This is a genomic window from Sphingopyxis terrae subsp. terrae NBRC 15098, from assembly GCF_001598815.1.
In the GTDB taxonomy this organism is placed as follows: Bacteria; Pseudomonadota; Alphaproteobacteria; order Sphingomonadales; family Sphingomonadaceae; genus Sphingopyxis; species Sphingopyxis terrae.
In genome coordinates this window covers 14,922-35,657 of the sequence record NZ_BCZQ01000040.1, presented here as the reverse complement: position 1 = coordinate 35,657, position 20,736 = coordinate 14,922, and the positions used below count along the sequence as shown (strand labels likewise).

At 62.3% G+C, this 20,736-nt stretch carries 15 protein-coding genes; 5 read left to right on the top strand and 10 right to left on the bottom strand.

Annotation, left to right across the window (positions count from 1 at the left end):
* Together STE01S_RS18450 and STE01S_RS18445 are read right to left on the bottom strand one after the other, a co-directional pair.
* A partial coding sequence (locus STE01S_RS18450) for an ArdC family protein (protein WP_062770565.1) occupies positions 1-624 on the bottom strand: 624 nt, incomplete at its 3' end.
* Positions 625-779: 155 nt separating this feature from the next.
* Positions 780-2,768, bottom strand: coding sequence for a ParB/RepB/Spo0J family partition protein (locus STE01S_RS18445; protein ID WP_062770546.1), 1,989 nt, complete (start codon positions 2,766-2,768; stop codon positions 780-782).
* Between the two features lie 167 nt (positions 2,769-2,935).
* On the opposite strand from STE01S_RS18445, the gene STE01S_RS18440 reads away from it, so the two are divergent.
* Entirely contained in the window at positions 2,936-3,421 is a 486-nt protein-coding gene (locus tag STE01S_RS18440; RefSeq protein WP_082813429.1) for a hypothetical protein, read from the top strand.
* A 39-nt stretch (positions 3,422-3,460) separates the two neighbouring features.
* On the opposite strand, the gene STE01S_RS19880 is transcribed toward STE01S_RS18440, so the two are convergent.
* The 4 genes from STE01S_RS19880 to STE01S_RS18420 all read right to left on the bottom strand — a co-directional run bounded on the left by STE01S_RS19880 (position 3,461) and on the right by STE01S_RS18420 (position 9,896).
* Positions 3,461-4,180: an RES family NAD+ phosphorylase gene (locus STE01S_RS19880; RefSeq protein ID WP_082813427.1), complete on the bottom strand. Its 720-nt coding sequence runs from the start codon at positions 4,178-4,180 to the stop codon at positions 3,461-3,463.
* Positions 4,177-4,590 (bottom strand): MbcA/ParS/Xre antitoxin family protein, encoded by a 414-nt coding sequence (locus tag STE01S_RS18430; RefSeq protein WP_062770540.1) that lies wholly within the window; start codon positions 4,588-4,590, stop codon positions 4,177-4,179. Before STE01S_RS18430 ends, STE01S_RS19880 begins: the two co-directional genes overlap by 4 nt.
* A 55-nt stretch (positions 4,591-4,645) precedes the next feature.
* Positions 4,646-8,884 (bottom strand): strawberry notch family protein, encoded by a 4,239-nt coding sequence (locus tag STE01S_RS18425; RefSeq protein ID WP_062770537.1) that lies wholly within the window; start codon positions 8,882-8,884, stop codon positions 4,646-4,648.
* Positions 8,885-8,987: 103 nt separating this feature from the next.
* On the bottom strand, positions 8,988-9,896 hold the full coding sequence (locus STE01S_RS18420; protein WP_062770558.1) for a DUF7146 domain-containing protein: 909 nt from the start codon (positions 9,894-9,896) through the stop codon (positions 8,988-8,990).
* Positions 9,897-10,023: 127 nt separating this feature from the next.
* On the opposite strand from STE01S_RS18420, the gene STE01S_RS19875 reads away from it, so the two are divergent.
* Entirely contained in the window at positions 10,024-10,683 is a 660-nt protein-coding gene (locus STE01S_RS19875; protein ID WP_082813426.1) for a lytic transglycosylase domain-containing protein, read from the top strand.
* A gap of 12 nt (positions 10,684-10,695) precedes the next feature.
* Positions 10,696-10,893, top strand: coding sequence for a DUF5818 domain-containing protein (locus STE01S_RS20580; protein WP_255266021.1), 198 nt, complete (start codon positions 10,696-10,698; stop codon positions 10,891-10,893).
* Between the two features lie 15 nt (positions 10,894-10,908).
* Here the strand turns inward: STE01S_RS20580 and STE01S_RS18415 are convergent, their stop codons facing one another.
* Both STE01S_RS18415 and STE01S_RS20575 read right to left on the bottom strand, forming a co-directional pair.
* Positions 10,909-12,162: a tyrosine-type recombinase/integrase gene (locus STE01S_RS18415; RefSeq protein WP_062770534.1), complete on the bottom strand. Its 1,254-nt coding sequence runs from the start codon at positions 12,160-12,162 to the stop codon at positions 10,909-10,911.
* Positions 12,163-12,576: 414 nt separating this feature from the next.
* Positions 12,577-12,936 (bottom strand): Fic family protein, encoded by a 360-nt coding sequence (locus tag STE01S_RS20575; RefSeq protein WP_162928348.1) that lies wholly within the window; start codon positions 12,934-12,936, stop codon positions 12,577-12,579.
* Positions 12,937-13,244: 308 nt separating this feature from the next.
* Between STE01S_RS20575 and STE01S_RS18410 the strand changes: the two genes are divergently transcribed.
* Entirely contained in the window at positions 13,245-16,595 is a 3,351-nt protein-coding gene (locus tag STE01S_RS18410; protein ID WP_062770531.1) for a hybrid sensor histidine kinase/response regulator, read from the top strand.
* On the opposite strand, the gene STE01S_RS18405 is transcribed toward STE01S_RS18410, so the two are convergent.
* Positions 16,569-17,198 carry a response regulator transcription factor gene (locus STE01S_RS18405; protein ID WP_062770528.1) on the bottom strand — a complete coding sequence of 210 codons (630 nt, stop codon included), beginning with the start codon at positions 17,196-17,198 and terminating at the stop codon, positions 16,569-16,571. The genes STE01S_RS18410 and STE01S_RS18405 overlap by 27 nt on opposite strands.
* On the bottom strand, positions 17,195-19,144 hold the full coding sequence (acs, locus tag STE01S_RS18400; protein WP_062770555.1) for an acetate--CoA ligase: 1,950 nt from the start codon (positions 19,142-19,144) through the stop codon (positions 17,195-17,197). The genes STE01S_RS18405 and acs overlap by 4 nt, the downstream gene beginning before the upstream one ends.
* Positions 19,145-19,320: 176 nt before the next feature.
* Between acs and STE01S_RS18395 the strand changes: the two genes are divergently transcribed.
* On the top strand, positions 19,321-20,730 hold the full coding sequence (locus tag STE01S_RS18395) for a DcaP family trimeric outer membrane transporter (RefSeq protein WP_062770525.1): 1,410 nt from the start codon (positions 19,321-19,323) through the stop codon (positions 20,728-20,730).
* Positions 20,731-20,736 lie beyond the last annotated feature (6 nt).

Here is a 20,736-nt window from a genome sequence, read left to right as displayed (position 1 = left end):
CGACAGCTCGTGCGCGAGCGTCGCGTAATAGTGGTCGAAGCCCGAGAAGAGATGCGCAGGCGGCATTGTCACCCGGTCAGCCACTGGCTCATAATAGGCTTCGTCGCCCTGATGCCGCAGCACGGCCGGAATACGGGCAAAGAATGAGTCGAGTTCAGCCTGACGGCCCTCGGGCTCCACCACCTCAAGCGTCGCGGCGGGATGGAAACGCTCGGGCAGACCTTCGACCTGATCAGCATTGAAAACCGGATAGGCCTTCAACACGCGACGACTTTCGTCGGTTTTTTCGCCGGTGTCGGGGGCTTCGACTTTCTTGGTGTAGCTCTTGTAGAAGATGGCGATGGTGGATTTTTCACCCTTGCGCACCTGTGCGCCCAGTTCTTTGGCCTGATTGTAGGTCATCCAGAACGGCGAGGCGTAACCGCACATGTCGGCAACCATCCAGAGCCAGAATACATTCATGCCGCGATAAGGGATGCCGCACGCCCGCAATGGACGCGAGACTGGCAAACCGCGCCATGGCTTGATCCACGGCTTCGTGCCGGACTCGAGGCGTGCGATGATTTCCTGGGTGATACGGGTAGCAGGCGACACTCCGCCGCTTTGTCCCTTGCGATAGGCCATGTTGGATCTCCTGAAATGGCCTGACGACAGTTCCGTCGATCAGTGCCGGAGATCCCGGAGCCCCCTCCGCTCTCTTTCCATGAAGGAAGCGGCCCCCCGGCATGTGCCGGAGGACCGCTTCACGGTGGCGAGCAGCCGTTCCTGTCAGGAGGAGGTCAGGCGGCCACCTCGCTCGGGGGCTGATTGTCGTCGTTGGCGACGAAATCCGCGTCGGGACATTGCGCTTCGCTATCGGCAGGAATTTCCGGCTGGTCGGCAAAGCGCATGACTTCGGGCACCCAGGCGAGCGCCCTTTCCCGAACTTCGACTTCGGTGATGTAGGTCCCCGCGAAGACGCGCTCGGCGCTCATCGCAAGATCGCCCTTTTTCACCGATGCGAAGCGCGAGGACAGTTCCAGGCCGCCGACATCGGTGAGCGCATCAAGGATGACCTGCTTCGAGACGCGGTCGAAGTAGTTTGCCGCGGTCGGACGCCACCATTGCGCCATGTCGATGCCGATCGTGCTGCCCAGATGATCCTGGAACGTGATCTGACGTTCGCCTGCCATGTTGAGGCTCGCCTCGAGTGTGCGAGCGACGACGAAGCCGAGCCATGCTGCGCGACTTTCATCGGCGAGTGCCCGAAACATCTTGAAGCGCGACGAAGCGTCTTCGCCAGATCGCCAGCTCTCATCGAGACCCGAGCGCAGGTCCGCAAGGGATGCGCTTGCCGGCGCATCCTTTGCTTCGAACCCGACAATCGGACCCGCGGGGACGCCGCCACGCAGGGTCGTGGCCGCGCGTGACCGCCAGTCGTGGGTGTCGGCATCCGCGAGGGTGAAGACCATAATGTCGAGCGAAAGGCCGGGATCCGATGCCACGTGGAGCGCGAGCACGTCACGACGTTGCATCGCAAGTTCGTCGACCAGACGCTTGGAAAGCGCTGCACGGCGTTTGCCATCACTGCCGACACTCGGAACGACTTCGACGACATCCTCGTCACCGACGACTTCGATATCGCGCTCGCCGTAGAACACCGGCTGGAGAACCGGTGTGCCGTCGCGCGAGAGAACGAGGATCATTCCGGCATCGGCCTTCAGTTCGGGTGCCAGCTCCGGGGGCTTTGCCCGAATTTCCTGGCATTCGCGCTCGATCGCTTCGATCGTCGCCTCGGCCGCGGCAATTGCTTCTTCGGCGCTGTCTTCATCCTCGAGAATGGCCGCATGCTCGTCATAGGAAGCATCGAGTTCGTCAAGGCGAGCCAGTTCGGCGTCAGTCAACGGAGCCGGTTCGGCCGGAAGGCGAATGAGGCCTTCCACAAGATCATGACTGGCATAAGCGTCAAGCGTCGGCTTGACCCAGGCAAGACCTTGCTCTGCTGCGAGCGACTTGGCGCGCTTTTCCATCTCCTCCGAGGCGAGGGTTTCGAGAAGCGCGACATCAACCCAGGACTCGCTGTCATCGTCGTCGAATAGTTCGCGTTCGATCCGGCCACCTGAAGCGATATAGGCATCGCGCCCGACAAGACGGGCCCGAGCGTCGCTGCCGCGAACCGTGCCAGAGAGCACCATGCGCCGGATGCTGTCGGCGCTGGGCGCATAATAGCCCGAGGACGCCTGTTCATAGACGCGAGCCTGAATTTCCTGGTCGGAGGTCGCGCCGAAAGCTTTGGCGAGATCGAGAGTGATTTCACCGGATGCCAGAGCATCGAAAACGACAGGCGCGAGGGTCGCGAGACGCAGACGGCCTTCGACGAAGCGGACCGTCAGCCCGAAGCGGCGCGCGACATCTTCCGTCGAGGCACCGGCATCAATAAGGGCAGCGAACGCCTGCGCTTCGTCGGCTGGGTTCATCGCGAGGCGATGGAAGTTTTCGGCCAGGCTCGTTTCGACTGCGATTTCCGCATCGTCCTCAAGCACGAGGCAGGTAACCTCGTGGCCTTTCGGCAAGACCTTCTCTTCGGCTAGCGCCAGCAAGGCGCATCGGCGGCGCTCTCCGGCTTCGACCTCGAATTTTCCACGAGCAGCAGGCCGAACGATGAGGTTCTGCAACAAGCCATGGGCTGCAATGCTCGCCTTCAATTCGACGTCCGCAGCTGGGTCGCCATGACGGCGCACATTGCGTGGGGACTGGACCAACTTGGTCAGCGGGATCGACTTGATCATGGGAAATACTCCTGATTGTGAGCTCAAGCATCGACCATCGACGCTTCTTCGGCTCAGTCAGAAGCAAGCTTCCTTTCCTCTTCTATGGGCGCAGTCGTTGATAAGGAAACCAGTCATTTACTGGTAAGATGGCATGTCACGCCAGTATGATGCACGGCCCAACAGACATGTGGAACGAAGACAGCGCCATTTACGATGATGGTGAATGGATTACCTGGACTGAGATCAACACACATCTGGCGCGTTTGGAGTTCGAAGCCCGGTTTCCGAACCTCGACGTCGATCTGGTTCCGATCTTTCAAGACTTGCTCGCTGTTGCGCAGAACTATTACGAGCTCACGGGTAGCCACCTTCAGGTGTATGGCGATCTCGGCGAACTCTATGGGGCAATCACTCACGGGCTCAAACTGCACCGGAATTACGCACAAGGATCAGATGGCAAAATTGGCAATCACTTCGTTGAAGTGAAGACGATTACGCCTTTCAAGAGCAACGACACAATTACGCTCAATCTCAGGCGCAACTTTAGCAAGGTCCTGATCGTGAAGATTGATTCTGACTTTGAGGTGCAGGGCAAGCTGCTCGACCGCAAAGCCCTGCCTAAGGTGAAGGGCACTTCGTTGAAATTGAGTTGGGCGGATGTCGCTTCATAGCTGGATTGCCTTTTGGCCTGCGCGCCGTGGATCTTTCGCTCAAGCAGAACCGACCACCCGAAACACCGCCCCTGTACCCGCATCTCGAACCAGATCGACACCCATTCCGTCCCAGTGGTAGTCGAGGTGACGTCCCTGAGTGGGGTCGGATGCACAGTCCGGGTAGAACAAGCCGACACATTCACCACCCGGATGCCGGATGCTCGGATAGACAAGACCTTCGGCCCCGCCCCCTTTGAGCTCAACAGCGAGAGCTTGCGATGCAGCATAGTTGTCGGGATCAAGTGCGGGATCGCCTGCGGCAAGGCTCCTGAGATCGTGAAGATCGGCGCTTACCGAAAGGATGATCTCACGGAACTGCGAGGTCCAACCTGGCGCTTCGGAAGTGCGAGCCATGAAGCGGGCATGATGATGGATTGTCTCGAACAGCGCAGTTTCAAATGCATCCCCCGCGTATAAGACGCCGTAGGTCCCATCGGTGAATCGACTTGGTCGGTCAGTGCTGACATGCGTGAAAGGGGCCATCAGATAGGATGCGCCGTTGCCCCCTACCCGACGGTCTGCAGGTACCAGATCGAGATTGCCGATCGTCGCCATGATACGAGGATTGGTTTTTTGCTCGGCAGAGATCAGCAGCGGCCAATCTGCGGGGTCTGCGATATCTTCGAACAGGTCGATCGGTGGAAAGGCACTGCGGATAATCCGCACAGCACCTTTCCACTCGACTTGGGCAATCGGAATTGCCTTGGGATCAATCACCAGGCGCCACGTTCGTCATCAAGATAGCGACGCACCCGCATGATATCAGTCAGTTCGCCGCCAAGCATGACTTCGAGCGCACTCGCTCCGGCAAAGGCGGCGTTACCTGCCTTGATCCAGGCGTAGCCACGCTGGGCTTCGGAAAAGATGATCCTCAGCGCCTTGTGGATACCCATCAGGTTGGAGAGCCGCGCCGCGCCATCGCGCGAGACACGGCCTGCACCCTCAGCCTTCCACCGGCGATAGGAGCGAAGCGGCATGTCGAGCAAAGTCGCGGCTTGTTCGTCGGTCAGTTCCCATTTCCCAAACAGATTCAGCACGGCGCGGAACATCGCCGCTGCTTCCTGTTGGGTTACAGGATCGGGCCGGAAGGCGTGGGGGACGGTATCAACGGGTTGCAAAGCCAACATGACTATTCTCCATATGGCAGCATATAGCATTTTTAATGCCATTTGGCAAGATACGTCAAATTTGGCCTGCAAGCCGCGCCAAGACCGCCATAGCGTTCGTCGTCGGGACGAAGAGTCGCGTCTGATAGCGTATTATCTCGGTGAAGCACCCATGTGCCTTGTACCAGTCGAGGCGCGACGCGGACCAACCAGCCAGTTCGAGCCGCTGCGCGCCATTCACGAGGCTGCGCTTGAGCGTAAGCGCTTCGCGACTTTTGATTTGCATCGGTCGCCCTGTGCCGAGCACCGCATCGACGATTTGCTCTGCCGAAAAGGCATGTTCGTCTTCGAGCCCAAGCGCTTGGCACAGTTCGGGCACGCAATGAAGCGGAACCTCCCGACCTAACAGCGAGCGTCCGTCTCGCGCCGAGATCCGGCTGACCCGAACATAGTCGGAAGGTAGTTTGTCCCACACCGGAAGCAGCAGGCCGGTTGCAAGATGCAGTCGCTCGCGCTTGTGATTTGATGCGGCGTCATCGACCTCCGCCTGCCACAGGCGCTGAAATTCGGTTGGGTCCACCGGTTCCCAGTTGCTCTCTTCGAGTTGATCGGCAGTGATGTGTCCGTGTTTCAAGGGGCGGACAAGCTCGAAACGGGCCACCCGCATACCTTCGTCTGTGAGCAGGCTGCGCGCTGGGATAAGCAGCCCGATCCGGCCTGAGCGCGTATTACGCAGAAGCTGCTGACGCGCGCGTGAAAAGCCGTAGAGCTCCTCGAGGCGTTCGAGACGCAAAGGCTTGAGCGCGCGGGCGATCTCGAGTTCCAGGAGATGCGTAGTCGCGCCCGACAGCGGATCGGTGCGCAGTAGCGTATCGGTCAGCACCTCGTAATGCTCCACCGCAATGGTCTCGACCCCAATGTCGAGCGTGCCGGCCTGGCGTGCTGCATCGATCCGCGCTTCGACGAGGCCGAGAAACTCGTCAAATATGCCGTTTTGCAAAGCAATCGGCAACGCGAGGATGCGATTGAGCCAGCGCTGGATTGTTGGCAGGTCATCGACCATCCCGCCGTCGGGCCCTTCGACCCTGAGCCCGCTCAATTCCTCAAACCGAGAAAGCGTAACGGCTTCCAGCTTGCCTGCGAACAACAGGCCGAACCAGCGATGGAGCGCTTCCTTGGCGTAGGTGCTCTCGAGATTGTCAGCAGGATCGAAGAGGTTCTGCCCACCTGTCTGGCGCTGCCCTCGGGTCAGTGCCCCGAGACTGTCGAGCCGACGTGCGATGGTCGATATAAACCGACGTTCGCCACGCACGTCGGTGGTCACCGGGCGGAACAGCGGGGCCGACGCCTGATTGGTGCGGTTGGTACGGCCAAGGCCCTGAATTGCGGCATCGGCCCGCCAGCCCGGCTCAAGCAGGAAGTGGACCCGGCGCATCTGGTTCTTTGCCGCAAGGTCGGCATGATAACTGCGGCCGGTGCCACCGGCATCAGAGAAAACCAGAATCCGCTTTGTCCCGTCCATAAAATCTCGCGTTTCGGCGACATTGGCGCGCGGAGAGCGCGACTGGAGCATCTGGCGTCCATCGCGCCCGACGATCAGGCGGCGAGTACGGCCGGTGACTTCAGCGACCTGATCGACACCGAACCGTTCGATGATCGCATCGAGCGCCGTCGCGATCGGCGGCAAGGCACAGAGCTGCTCGATCATGCGGTCGCGCGCGGCAAGCGCCGAACGACAGAGAACAGGAGCACCATTCTCATCACTCATCGGTTCGGACCGGGCATTGCCATTCTCGTCCGTGAACACCGCCATCAACCGAACCGGAAAGCTTTTGGTGAGGTAATCGACCACGTATTCGCGAGGGGAGAGATCGATTTCGAGTGCTTCACGTTCCGCATCGGAGAGATCAGCGAGGCGGCGGTTGAGCATGGCTTCGGCGGTCGAGACGAGTTGCACTACAACAGCGTTGCCGTCGGCAAGTGCCGTATCAATCGCAGGCAGCAGGCTCGGCAGCTTCATGGATAGAAGGAGCTGCGCGAAGAAGCGCTGCTTGGTGCCTTCAAACACCGAAAACGCAGCCGATTTGGCACCTGAATTGAGGGTTTCGCCACTATCAGTGTCGACGATCCGGGTTGCCTCGAGTGCCTCGCGCAGGTTGGCATGTATGATTGCCCAAGCGTCTGCATAAGCGTCATAAACCGTTACCTGGTCGGGGGTCAGGCAATGCTCGAGAATCTCGTACTCAACTCCGGCGAATGAAAGGGCCCTCGCCGCATACAGCCCCAGTGACTTCAGATCGCGCGCGACCAGTTCCATTGCAGCGATACCGCCATCGCGAATATCTGCGACGAAGGCTTCGCGATTGGCAAAAGCCGTCTCGGGACCCCAAAGGCCAAGACGGGTGGCATAGGCGAGATTATTGACGTCGGATGCCCCGGTCGCCGAAGCGTAGAGCACGCGGGCGCGCGGCAGCAGATTCTGGATGCGAACACCGGCAATGCCCTGTTCCGATCCTTTGACCTTACCACGTGATCCTTCCCCGCCAGCGGCGTTGGCCATCGCATGGGCTTCGTCAAAGACGATGAGCCCGTCGAAGTCCTCCCCTGCCCATTCGAGAATCTGATCGAGCCGGGTCGCGTCGCTTCGACCCGAACGCAGTGTTGGATAAGTCACGAAGAGTATGCCCTCGCGCATCCCGATCGGGACACCGAGCTTCCATTGGCCAAGGGGCTGGACGTCGATGGGAAGGCCGCCGAGCGCGCTCCAGTCGCGGCGGGCATCTTCGAGCAAAGCTTCGTTCTTGGAAATCCAGATGTGGCGCCGTTCGCCCCTCACCCATCGGTCGAGGATGACGGAAGCGACCTGCCGTCCTTTCCCTGCACCAGTTCCGTCACCAAGAAAGTAGCCCATGCGGTAGGCGTGCCCCTCGGCGCTCGCCTTCAAGGCGCAGCCCTTGTCGTCGGGCTCAAACCGTCCCGGCAGATCGCGGGCATGCGCGCTTGCGGCATAGATCAGGGTCTCGGCCTGCGCAGCGGATAGGACGCCCCCAGCAATGAGGTTCGACGGAAGCTGAGGCACCACTTCGGGCACGGGTGCGGTTATCGAACCCATCGCAACGGATTCGACCAGGGGGGTCGGATGCGGGACAGCATCTGCAATTGAGATCCGGCTCGGCCGGTAGGGCAAATAATGCCCAACCTGGCTTTCGATCGGCGCAGGTGCTTCGAGCGGAGTAAAATCAAGCGGCAGGATCGACGGCACCGCAGCGGTTGGATGGACCTTAAGTGGAACTGGTTTCGCCCTGTTCGTCACCAGTCGAAGCGGCAATGCTGGCTTGATGCCGATGCTGGGTCCCGCGGGCAGGCTTACCCGGTCAGGGAGCATATCGATCAGCAGATGAAGCTCGGCAAAGTTTGCCGGCTGGGCGATGATCGGGCTGGTACCATCCTCAGCTTTGTCGAGAACCACGAGCCGGGTTGAGATTGAGGTGCCCTGCTTGATGAAACCGCGCTCAATCGTCGCGTTGAGGCGCAACGAGAGGGGACCAGCGATCCCGGCGAGGAACTTCGGAAGCTCGAACCATTCGGGCATCACAGAGACCAGGCGGCCACCGGGCATAAGGCGCTTCCAGGCAGAACGTAGGTGCCGGTCGCCAGTGCGGCTATCGTGGCCCCTCTCGATACCGTGTGAATAGGGCGGGTTCATCAGCACCACGCTCGGACCCACGTCGGGCGTGAGAAGTTCGTCGATCAGTTCCCCGTCAAATCCCGTGACTGTCGCCTCCGGAAACACAGTGCCCAAGCATTCGCGGCGCAGCGGCGATATCTCGTTGAGAGCGAGACGCGCAGCTGCCTTTGCTGCCCATACGCCCAGCATCCCGGTCCCGGCCGACGGTTCGAGAACCAGTTCAGCGGCAGAAATCGCGCATGCCATTGCAGCCATCCAGGCCAGACGGGGCGGCGTTGCGAATTGTTGCCACTCGATCTGCTCGTCGCTCCGGTTGGACTGGGTCGGGACCAGACCTTCAAGGCGCGTGAAAGCCTCATCGGCAAAGCTGGATGACATTGCAGGTGAGAATTCAGTTGCCTGCGCCAGGAACAGCACCTGCGCCAATTCAAGTGCGGCATGGGCATCGCGTACGGACCAGCGTCCTTCGGCGTCGCTACCGCCGAAGTGATCGGCCATCGTTGCATTCACAGTGACCCGTGAAATTGCTTGATCTGCAGCGAGCCGCGCGGCCAGCGCCCTCGCCGCAGCCAGCACTTGCGGCTCGGCGGGATCGGAGAATGCGAAAGCGGTATTTGCGTGTGACATGAGAGACCTCCTGAAGTGGCCCTGGGTTTGTCCGGGTGTCCGTTCGGATGGATCCGCCCGGGGGCCTCACAAGGCCCCAAGCCCGCTTTCCTCTCACCGACATTCAGACCGCAGCTCGGACTGAGCGCATGAGCACATCATTCCAGTCGTCGCCGGTTAGCTCCGGACGCCTGGTGACAATCAGCCGCCCTTTGCAAGCGTAGGCCTCTCGCGCACGCTCTTCAGCAAGGCGCCCGCCCGCATCATTGTCGACAAACAGATATAGCTGGTGCACCGATTCCGGGATTGTGGCCAAGCCGAAGCGTTCGTTTCCTAGCGTCGCCCAGCAGGGAACCTTGAACATTTGCATCGCTGAGAGGGCCGTTTCGTTTCCTTCTGCGAGGCCAAGACGTCCCTCATCCGGGTGCGCGAAACGCACCGCCCCAGAACCGGGGCTGCCTAACGCACGCCTGGGCTGATCGAAAGAAGCCAAGCTGGTTTTGTCGAGGTCGAGGAAGGAGCGATGCAGCGCGAGAATTCCGGCATCATTGCGCACGGTCGCCACCATCGCGGGTAGAAACCGGACAGCACCCTTTGGCCCCAGAGGCATGCGCGGGTGGAAACGCAGCTCCGGCGAAGCAGTCGTGATGCCTCTGGACACGAGGTACTTTTCGGCGGGGCTGCCAGCGATGGTCGACGCCTCACGCCAGAGCCTCAGCGCATTGCGATTGGCGACTTCCTCGCGCGGTTCGGCCACGATCGGACCACTCGTGCCGTCGAACAGATCCGCAATTCGTATTCCGAGCCCGGCCATGGCTTCTATCACCGCCTCGTTCGTGCAGCCTGCAAAGCAATGAACAAGAATTGCGCGCTTTCCGAGCGTGATGCTTAGCGAAGGAGTGCGGTCGTCGTGGGCCGGGCAGCAGCACATTCCGCGCGAACGCGACCAGGCACCGCCCAGCTGCTCGACTATCTTGCGCGCGCGGGTTTCCAGTTGCAGACCTTGGAATTGGGATGATCGGTGTTGGTGCATGGGGGCATCTCCATCGTAACGTGCCTCCACCCGCGCAGCCTCCGCTCTGCGTCGCTGACGTTTCATTTTCCTACATCACATGTTCTATATATGTTCTTTCCCGATTCGACCACCAAAGGATTCGGGAATGAGACTGAAATGGGCAGTAGTTGCAGCGGCAACGACAGGATTTGGGTCGGTCCTCCCCGCTCACGCGCAGGAACTTGAGCCCACTCAGATAACCGTTGCCTCGGAGTTGACGACCGATGGCTTCCGCGTTGCAGAAGGAACCGATGGCTTCCTTCTCGTCGAACACGGCATTTGGAGAAAGCCTCCAACGGCCTCGTCCGAGCCGCCGGCTACCGATGCGGGTCGAACCTATCTGCCCTATCGCTATCCAAAGCCCCAAGGCAACGCGCCATCGGGCTTCCGTCGGGCAAGCTACCTTCCTCATGTTTACGCTGCTGAGGCTCAATACTCGCTACCAAGCGGCCTTCTCGACGCTCTTGTATGGACGGAATCACGATATAATCCGATGGCCATCAGCAAGGCCGGGGCCGCAGGCTTGGGGCAATTGATGCCAGGGACAGCGCGGGACCTTGGCGTTTCAAATCGCTTCGATCCCAAGGAGAACATCTTGGGTGCGGCCCGATACCTACGCCAGATGCTGGACAAGTTCGGAGTGGTTCATCTGGCCCTCGCTGCCTACAACGCAGGTCCAGGTGCCGTCGAGCGCGCAGGCGGTATTCCTCGCAATGGCGAGACGCCGGCCTATGTGCGTGAAGTGCTGCGCCATTGGCGTTTTTGAACGGGGGGTGTTGTGAGCGCGGGTCGAATACGCGTCTCGGGAATTTTAAGCCGCGGTAGACGCGGGATGTTCCTGACCACGACAGACGACGTCGTCTGGATCATCGAGAGCGAAGAACCCGAATGCGAATTCGTCGGATCAGCGGTGATTGTCGAGGGGATTGTCGCAGGTCGAGATCGTTTGCGCGCAGACTGGATTGGACCGGTCTGATCGAAGCCATAGTTATCAGGCTGCGCGCTTCCCTGCCTTCTTGATGTCGATCACCTTCCCGCCGCTCAGATAGTCAGCCCAGTCCTGCATCATCCGGCGCCGAGGAGCCAGGTATTCAGCGGCATTGTAAGCTCCACGCACGTCGTTTTTCTCCGAATGCGCGAGTTGTAGTTCGACCCAATCCTCATGGTATTTCCTGATCCACATGGGCGGCTTACCGAACTCGACCAACTGCTCATTGGCCCAAGTGCTCGCCAAGCCCCGGAAGCCGTGTACGGTTTGGCGACTGTGGTATCCGAGGCGATAGAGCGCGTAGATCATTGTGTTCTCTGAGAGCGGCTTGTTCGGGCCGTTGCCCGGGAAGAGAAACTCGCCAGGCGCTGCTGCTATCATGGATTTCGCTATGTGCGTTGCCTGCTGCGAGAGGGGTACCAAATGCTCTCGTCCCATCTTCATTCGCTCGGCTGGTATCCTCCAGACAGGTGATTTTCCGCCCACGTCTTCAAACTCGGATTTGGCGGCGAAACGCAGTTCCTTGGTTCGAACCCAAGTCAGGAGCGCAAAGAGAACTGCGTCACGGGTGATCGCGGACCGTCGTTCGCCCTCTTCCTGGTAGGCATGCAGCTTCTCGATGAATGCGGGCAACTCGCTGAGCGGCAGCCGGCTCATATGCTTCACTCTTGGTCGCGGCTTTAGAGCCCCGCGCAAATGCGTCGTCGGATCGTTCGAGGCCAGACCACACGCGATTGCGAACTGGAAGACTTGCCCCACCCCTTGTTTCGCACGCCGGCTGATATCGAGCGCGCCTCTTGCTTCGATCTTGCGGATCATTGCCAGGACGTCGGGTGCCGTGATTTCATTCACGAGTTTCTCGCCGATGACTGGAAAGACGTCCCTTTCCATGCGCGACCAGACGCGTTCGGCGTGCGCGGCATTCAACGCGCTCTTTCGATTTTCATGCCAGCGCTTTGCGACCTCGAAGAAGGTGGCTCCTTCCTGCGAGATCACTTCTCCCTTGGATTTCATTGGATCCTTGCCCTCGGCTAGCAACGCCTTTGCGGCTGTGCGTTTGTCGCGCGCGGCAGCTATCCCGAGATCTGGGTAAGCGCCGAACGAGAGCAACTTCTCCTTGCCCGCGAAGCGGTACTTCATCCGCCATAACTTTGACCCGTTCGGCTGTACGAACAGGAATAAGCCCTCCCCGTCGGCCATCTTGTAGGCGCGCTCGCGTGGCTTGGAATTTCGGGCCTGAATCTCCGTGAGAGGCATTGGGGGTATCGCTCCTTTCCGATACTCCGCGAAAATACCCCCAAAATACCCCCACACCAAATCTGGCTGCATGTGGAAGACCATGGGCGCATGCGGACGCGAATCACCCGCAACCCTCTGCTTTTCTTTCGATTTTTGGAAAAATGCGGAAGCTAGTGGAAGCTTCCGGATCAAGGAATGGTAGCGGAGGAGGGACTCGAACCCCCGACACGCGGATTATGATTACTTACGCCCGCTTCTCGCCTCGCAGCGCAAACGGCAGATTTCTACCGTTCAGGCGATATTTTTGCAGTGACCTATTAAATCAATCACTTCAAATCTCGCAAAGACTGCACGCAGAACGTCCCAACGAAACCAGAATTGCAATCTCAAACATCCTCACTTTGACGCGAGAACAGTTCTTGCCCAATCGCCTCAATCAGTGGGAGCCGAACCGAAGCTTCCGTTGACGATGGCCAGCATCGCCTCGGCGGCAAACACGCGGTTGCGGCGGTAACCAGTGCGTTCGACCAATATTCCCGCGTCGACGAGTTGATTGATGGCCAAAAGAGCCTGAGGCGCCGATACGTCGAGCTTGGACGCCAATCGCTTTAAGGCGATTACAGGATAATCGACGAGGAGATCCAGCGCGCGGGTCGAAGCAGAACCTGTCCGGAACTTGCGGCGCTCACGCCAATTGTCAGCCAGCTTTTGCAGTGCCCCCCTTGTCGCAAACAACTCTTCAACCGTTGTTCGGGGGATCGAAACCGACGGCGCTGTTTCCCGACGGCACAATCGTCGTGTCGCCCAGTCCCCTCTTCGTGAGGCAAAAGCTGGAAATAATGCCTCGCCAAGGCATCGTCCTCGGCGCAGCAGACGATGATCAAATTGCCACCGCACACGGCAGCCGGTGAGAAAGCGGGCATTCCCAAAATTTGGCGGACGACGCCAGACACCTCGAAAAGCGTTGGGTCGGCGGTCCGCGAAGTTTTCGATCGGTGCCGCGCCTTCTCCGCATCGCGCGCCACCTCGTCGATAATGGCGCTTGCTACGCCCACGCCCCGCTATACGATCCCCTGGGTTGCCCGAGGCAGGAGCCGACGATGAGTTTGCAGTCCGCGGCGCTGCTCGCGCTGGCCATGATCCTGCTGTTGTTCGTCATTGCGGCGCTCGTCGAGACGCGCGGTGCGGCGCTCGCGCGGCGTCCCGCCCTGCGCCACCGTGCCTATACGCTGGCGCTCGGCGTCTATTGCACGAGTTGGACCTTCTATGGTGCGGTCGGCAGCGCGGTTCGCGACGGGTGGAGCTATTTGCCCATCTATGCGGCGCCAATGCTGCTGCTGCTCGCCGCGCCGCGCTTTCTGCGCCGTCTGTCGGAGGCGGTTCACGAGGAGCAAGCAACGACCGTATCGGACTTCATCGCTGCGCGCTTCGGCCACGATGTCGTCGTGGCGCGGCTGGTGACGGTGATCGCGCTGCTCGGCACCATTCCCTATATCGCGTTGCAGCTTCGCTCGATCGGCGCCGCGCTCAGCATCGTGTCGGGCGCCAATGTCGCGGCGCAGGCGATGCTGGTTGCGGCACCGCTGCTGGCGCTGTTCGCGATCCTGTTCGGCGCGCGGCGGTTCGAACTCGCGGGCCGCAGCGAAGGGCTGCTCTACGCGATCGGCCTTGAATCGGCGATCAAGCTGCTTGCGCTCGTTGCGGTCGCGGGCGTGGCGGTGGCCGTACTCGCCGCCACCCCGCCGCAACGCGTGATCGAGGGCTTTTCGGCGCTGCAATCGCGGTTCGAACCGCAAGGGCTGACGCTCAATGTCGCGATCATCTTCCTGATCGCGATGCCCGCCATCCTGTCCTTGCCACGGCAATTCTACATGGGACTGGTCGAAGCGCGCCAACCCGACGACCTCGTGCGTGCGCGCTTCGGCCTTGCCGCCTATCTCGGCACGATGGCGCTCGTCGTCCTGCCGATCGCACTCGCGGGGTTGACCGTGCTCGGCCCGGCGATCGCCCCTGACGTCTATGTGCTCGAACTGCCCGCGGCCGAGGGCTTCGGCTTCGTCCTCGCTGCGGCGCTGCTCGGCGGGGTCAGCGCAGCGGCGTCGATGGCGATCGTCGATTCGACCGCGCTGGCAACGATGGTATCGAACGACCTTGTCTTCCCGACCCTGATGCGCGGGCCGGCAACGACCGAATCGGGGGCGATCGGGCGGCGGATGTTGACGATCCGGCGGCTGTCGATCCTTGCGATCCTGACAATGGGACTCGTTTGGGCGCTGCTCGTTTCGGCGCAGGATTCGCTCGCCTCCATCGGCCTCATCGCCTTTGCCGCCATGGCGCAGTTCACCCCGCATCTCATCCTCGCGGCAACCGGCAAGGGGCGCGATTCACTCGCGGCACGCGCCAGCCTTTCGGTGGGATTGGCGCTCTGGCTCTACACGCTCGCATTGCCGCCGGTCGTCCCGACCGCGTGGCTCGACGCGCTGGCGGGGACCGCTATCGATCCGCTGCGCCTGCTCGGGATTGGCGGCGCCGCGCCGCTCTCGCACGGCGTCATCTGGAGCGTCGGCGCCAATCTGATCGTCTATGCCGCGATTGCCGCGCGCAAAGTGCAGACGCCGCCGCTGCCGCGCTTCGTCCGCGCGCAGCGACCGATCACCAACCTCGCCGATCTTGCGCAGCTCACCGGAAGCTTCGTCGGTGAGGAACAGGCGGGCAAGGCCTTTCCGGGCGCGGATCGCAGCCATCCGGTGGACCGGCAGGCGGCACGGCGCGCCCGCGAACTGATCGCGCAGGTCGTGGGTGCCTCCTCGGCGCGCGCGCTCGTCGCCTCGGCGCTCGCGGGCGGCCAGCTCAGCTTCCACGAAGTCACGCGGCTGCTCGACGAAGGGGGGCAGAGCCTGCGCTTTTCGCGCCGGCTGCTCGCCGCGACCTTCGAAAATGTCGGCGCCGGAATCAGCGTCGTCGATGCCGACCTCAACCTCGTCGCGTGGAACAGCCGCTATCTTGAACTGTTCAACTATCCTCCCGGCCTCGTTCGCGTCGGCGTACCCGTCGCCGATCTCATCCGGCACAACGCCGAACAGGGCGATTTCGGACCGGGCGATGTTGCGCATCATGTCGAGAAACGGCTCGAACATCTGCGCCGCGGGCAGGAGCACAGCGTCGAACGGCACCGCAACGACGGCCGCGTCATCAAGATCGTCGGCGGATCGATGCCCGGCGGCGGCTATGTCATGTCCTTCACCGACATCAGCGAAGAAGCCCGGATGCGCGAGGAATTGCGCCGCACGCTCGAAGAGCTTGAGCAGCGCGTCGCCGATCGCACCCGCGAACTCAGCGACGCCAACCGCCGCCTCGCGCGGACCGATCAGGACAAGACGCGCTTTCTCGCCGCGGCGAGCCATGATCTTCTGCAGCCGCTCCATGCCGCGCGGCTGTTTACCGCCGCGCTCGGGCGCGATGCGAGCGCGGCGCAGCACGACCTGATCGGCCGCGTCGAAAGCGCGCTGGTGGCGGCGGAAGACCTGCTGCGCTCGCTGCTCGATATCAGCCGGCTCGACGCGGGCGGGGTGACGCCCGAACCCGCCGCTATCGCGCTTGCGCCGTTTCTGGGCGATCTTGCCGAAACCTTCCGTCCGATGGCGGAAGCCAAGGGCCTCCGACTGCGCATCAGCGCGATGCCGGGCACCGTCGAAAGCGATGCCGGGCTGCTCCGGTCGGTGATGCAGAATTTCATCGGCAATGCGGTGCGCTACACCGCGCGCGGCGGCGTCCTTATCGGGGTGCGGCGGCGCGGCGGCGATTGGCGGATCGACGTCATCGACACCGGCGTCGGTATTGCCGATGCGCAGATCGAGGACATATTTTCCGAATTCGTGCGGCTCGGCGAGGTGGAGGTCGAGGGCCTGGGGCTCGGCCTTGCCCTCGTGCGCCGCATCGTGCGGCTGCTCGGCGGGCGGATCGAAGTGCGATCGGCGCCCGGACGCGGCAGCCGCTTCAGCCTCTATCTGCCGGTCGCCGAGACCAGCGAAGCGCCGACCGCGTCCCCGAAGTTCGCAGCGACGGAAGACCGGGCGCCGCAGTCGCTGCGTATTCTGGCGGTCGACAATGACGAGCGCATCGTCGAGGCGAGCCTCGCCCTGCTCGCGCGCATGGGTCACGATGCGGTCGGCGCGCGCGGGCCCGGCGACGCTCTCGCAGCGCCGGGACGTTTCGATGCAGCACTCGTCGATTATCAGCTGGATGACGGCGCCAACGGGCTCGACCTGATCGCGCAATTGCGGATGCGGCACCCCGGTCTGCCGGCGCTTCTGGTGACGGCGGAGAATGGCGCCGCCATGCGCGCCCGCGCGGCCGAACTGGGGGTGACGATCCTTGCAAAACCCGTCGCGGCGGGCGCGATCGAGGATTTTCTGACGGCGCTGTCAGTGCGCGAGATCGAGCCCGAGTGACCGCGCGACGAGTGCCGCCTGGGTGCGGTTGCGAACGTCGAGCTTGCGCATGATCGCGGTCATATGCGCCTTCACCGTCGCTTCGCTGATTCCCAGATTATGCGCGATCTGTTTGTTGAGCTGGCCGTCGAGTACGGCGAGCAGAACCTTGAGCTGGGTCGGCGTCAGGCTGGCGACGGTTTCGCGGATTTCTTCGGTCGCCGGGTCCGGCGCGGGGGAACGCGGCGCCGGCCGGCGGCCGATCGCTGCCGCAACCGCCGCCTCGATCGCGCCAAGGTCGCTGCCCTTGTGCAAAAATCCGATCGCGCCGAACGCCCGCGCCTCGTCGGCAGCCGCCGCGCCTTCGGCGCTCGATACGACGAGGATCGGCACGTCGGGACATTCGGCGTGAAGCAGCGCAATCCCCGAATAGCCGGTGGCGCCGGGCATTTTGAGATCGAGCAAGATCAGCCGGAGATCGGGCGCGGCGGTGGCCGCGGCGACCGCCGTGGCGAGCGTTCCGGCCTCCACAATCGACGCCTCGGGCAATATTTTCTCGACCGCCAGGCGCAGCGCCTGGCGGAAAAGCGGATGGTCGTCCGCGACGAGGACGGTGCCTGTCACGCCTCCGCCAGCAAAGGCCGGTGCGCGAGCAGATGATCGACCACCGCCGGGTCGGCGAGGGTCGATGTGTCGCCCAGATTGCTCACATCATTCTCCCCGATCTTTCGCAGGATACGCCGCATGATCTTGCCAGACCGCGTCTTCGGCAGCGATGGCGCGAACTGGATGACGTCGGGCGTTGCGATCGGACCGATTTCGTGGCGCACCCATTGGACCAGCTCCTTGCGCAGCGCCTCGTCGGGTTCGACCTCGGCGTTCGTGGTGACGAAAGCATAGATGCCCTGCCCCTTGATGTCATGCGGCATGCCGACGACCGCTGCTTCGGCGACCTTGGGGTGCGCGACGAGCGCGCTTTCGATCTCGGCAGTGCCCATGCGGTGGCCCGACACGTTGATGACATCGTCGATACGGCCGGTGATCCAGTAATAGCCGTCGGCATCGCGGCGGCAGCCGTCGCCGGTGAAATAGCGGCCCTTGAAGGTCGTGAAATAGGTCTGGAAAAAGCGTGCATGGTCGCCCCAGACGGTGCGCATCTGCCCTGGCCAGCTGTCGGTGATGACAAGACAGCCGTCGCCGGCCCCTTCGATAACGACGCCGTCATTGTCGACCAGCGCCGGCTGAACGCCAAAAAAGGGCCGCGTCGCCGAACCGGGCTTGAGCGCGGTGGCGCCCGGAAGCGGGCTGATCATTACGCCGCCGGTTTCGGTCTGCCACCAGGTATCGACGATCGGACAGCGCCCGTCGCCAACCACCTTGTGATACCATTCCCACGCCTCGGGATTGATCGGCTCGCCCACGCTGCCGAGCAGGCGCAGCGTCTTGCGGCCGGTCTTCGTCACCCAATCGTCGCCTTCGCGCATCAGCGCGCGCAGCGCGGTCGGCGCGCCATAGAAAATCTCCACCGCGAACTTGTCGACGATCTGCCAGAAACGCGACGGATCGGGGAAATTGGGCACCCCTTCGAACATCACCGTCGTGGCGCCGTTCATCAGCGGACCATAAACGGCATAGCTATGCCCGGTGACCCAGCCGATGTCCGCGGCGCACCAATATATCTGCCCCGGCCGGTAATCGAAGACATAGCGGTGCGTGACCGCCGCCCATACCGCATAGCCCCCCGTGGTGTGCAGCAAGCCCTTGGGCTTGCCCGTCGATCCCGAGGTATAAAGGATGAACAACGGATCTTCGGCGTTCATTTCTTCCGCCGGACACTCGTCGCTCTGCGCGGCGACCGCCATGTGCCAGTCGATGTCGCGGCCCTCCACCATCGGAACATCGGCGCCGGTACGCCGTACCATAATGACGCGCTCGACGCCGGGGCAATGGGCCAGCGCTTCGTCGACATTGGCCTTGAGCGGCACATGCTTGCCGCCGCGCAGCCCTTCGTCGGCGGTCAACACGATGCGGCTGTCGCAGTCGGTGATGCGCCCGGCGAGCGCATCGGGCGAAAAGCCGGCGAAGACGATCGAATGGATCGCGCCGATCCGCGTGCAGGCAAGCATTGCCACCGCAGCCTCGGGCACCATCGGCAGATAGATGGTCACGCGTTCGCCGCGCTGCACCCCCTGCGCTTTGAGCAAATTTGCGAAGCGGCAGACGTCGGCGTGCAGCTCGCGATAGCTGATCGCGCGGTGCGGATCGGCCGGATCGTCGGGTTCCCACAGGATCGCGATCGCGTCGCCGCGCTCGGCGAGATGGCGATCGAGCGCATTGGCCGAGAGATTGAGCGTCCCGTCGGAGAACCAGGCGATGCCGAAATCGCTTTCGTCAAAGCTCGTCTCCTTGACGCGGGTGAAGGGGCGCATCCAGTCGATGCACTTCGCCTGATCGCGCCAGAAGGCATCGGGCTGCTCGACCGATTGCCGATACATCGCATGATAGCTGGCGTCATTGACCAGCGCATCGGCCGCCCAGGCGGACGGCACCGGATAAATCGTCTCTCCCATCGCTTGCTCCTTTTGGTCCGCGTGGACTTTTGCCGGTCTGCCTAGCGCAAACATCGCCCGCCGCGCTGTTAGACAAAGGTCGTAGGTCTACGACCATCGTCAGGATGGCGCCGCGATGGCGTGCGCCGCACTCTGCCCCGATCCCGAGGTGAACATCGGGAACAGGGAGACGTCGGATGAAAAGGCGAATTACAACACCCCTCCATCTTTTGCTGGCCGCCACCGCGCTCGTCGCGCCGGGGACGGCCTTTGCCCAATCGACGCCGCGCGAAGCCGAGCTCGAGGCCCGGCTGGCGAAGCTCGAGGCCGAAATGCAGAGCCTGCGCGCCGATCTTGCGAGCGCGCGCAGCGATCAGGCGGCGACCGCCGCCGTCGCGCAAGAAGCCGCCGCGAAGAGCGACGCCGCGGCCACGAAGGTCGCGGCGCTGCAGCCGCAAGCAGCGCAAGCGGCGCCCGCCGACGGTTTCCGTTCGGGCGCAACGACGATCAAGATCGGCGGCTTCATCAAGCTTACCGCGACGAACAGCCGGTTCAGCGAAGGCGAAGTGGCGACCAACTCGCTCGGCCGTGATTTCTATCTGCCGCAATCGATCCCGGTCGGATCCGGTCCGGCCGCTCGCGTGCAGGATTTCAGCGCCAAACAATCGCGACTGTGGCTCAATCTGTCGACCGATGTCGCGGGCCATGCCGTGAAGGGCTATGTCGAAACCGACTTTCAGACCTCGCCCGGCACGCAAGGGTCGCAGCGCACCACCAACGGCTATAATCTGGCACTGCGCCGCGCCTATATCCAGGTCGACAAATTCACCTTCGGGCAGGACTGGTCGACCTTCCAATATGTCGGCGCGCTGCCCGAAAGCACCGATTTCGTCGGCGCGACCGAAGGCACGGTGTTCGTCCGCCAGCCGCTCGTCCGCTACTCGGCGCCGCTCGGCGGCGGCCTGACGCTCCATGCATCGATTGAAAATGCGGAGTCGGGAACCGCCACCCTCGGCGCCCCGGCGCTGGTCGAAAACGGCGACGACAGCATCCCCGACTTCGCGGCGCGGATCGCCTATGCAGGCAAGCTTGGCGAATTGTCGCTCGCGGGCCTCGCGCGCGAAGTGCGAGTCGCCAATGCCGGCGTCTCGGCAAAGAATTTCGGCTGGGGCGTCAGCGCCGCGGGCAAAATCTATCTTGCCGCCGACAAGGGCAGCGATATCCGCTTCATGGCGACCTATGGCAGCAATGCCGGCCGCTATATCGGCCTCAACTTCGCGCCCGATTCGGTGTTCGACCCGGCGACCGGCACCCTTGCCGATGTTCGCGAGTTCGCCGCGCTCGCGGCGGTACGCCTTGCCGTGGCGCCGCAGCTCCGGGTCAACCTGATGGGTAGCTACCAGAATGTCGACTATGCGGGTTCGATCCCGCTCGCGACCCTGTCGGGGTTCAACGACAAGGCGTGGAGCGCGGCCGCCAACCTTTTCTGGTCGCCGGTCAAGAGCATCGACCTTGGCATCGAATATCGCCACGGTGAGCGCGAAATCGTGAGCGGCGCCAAGGGCCAGCTCGATCGCTTTGAATTTGCCGCAAAATATAGTTTCTAAACCGAA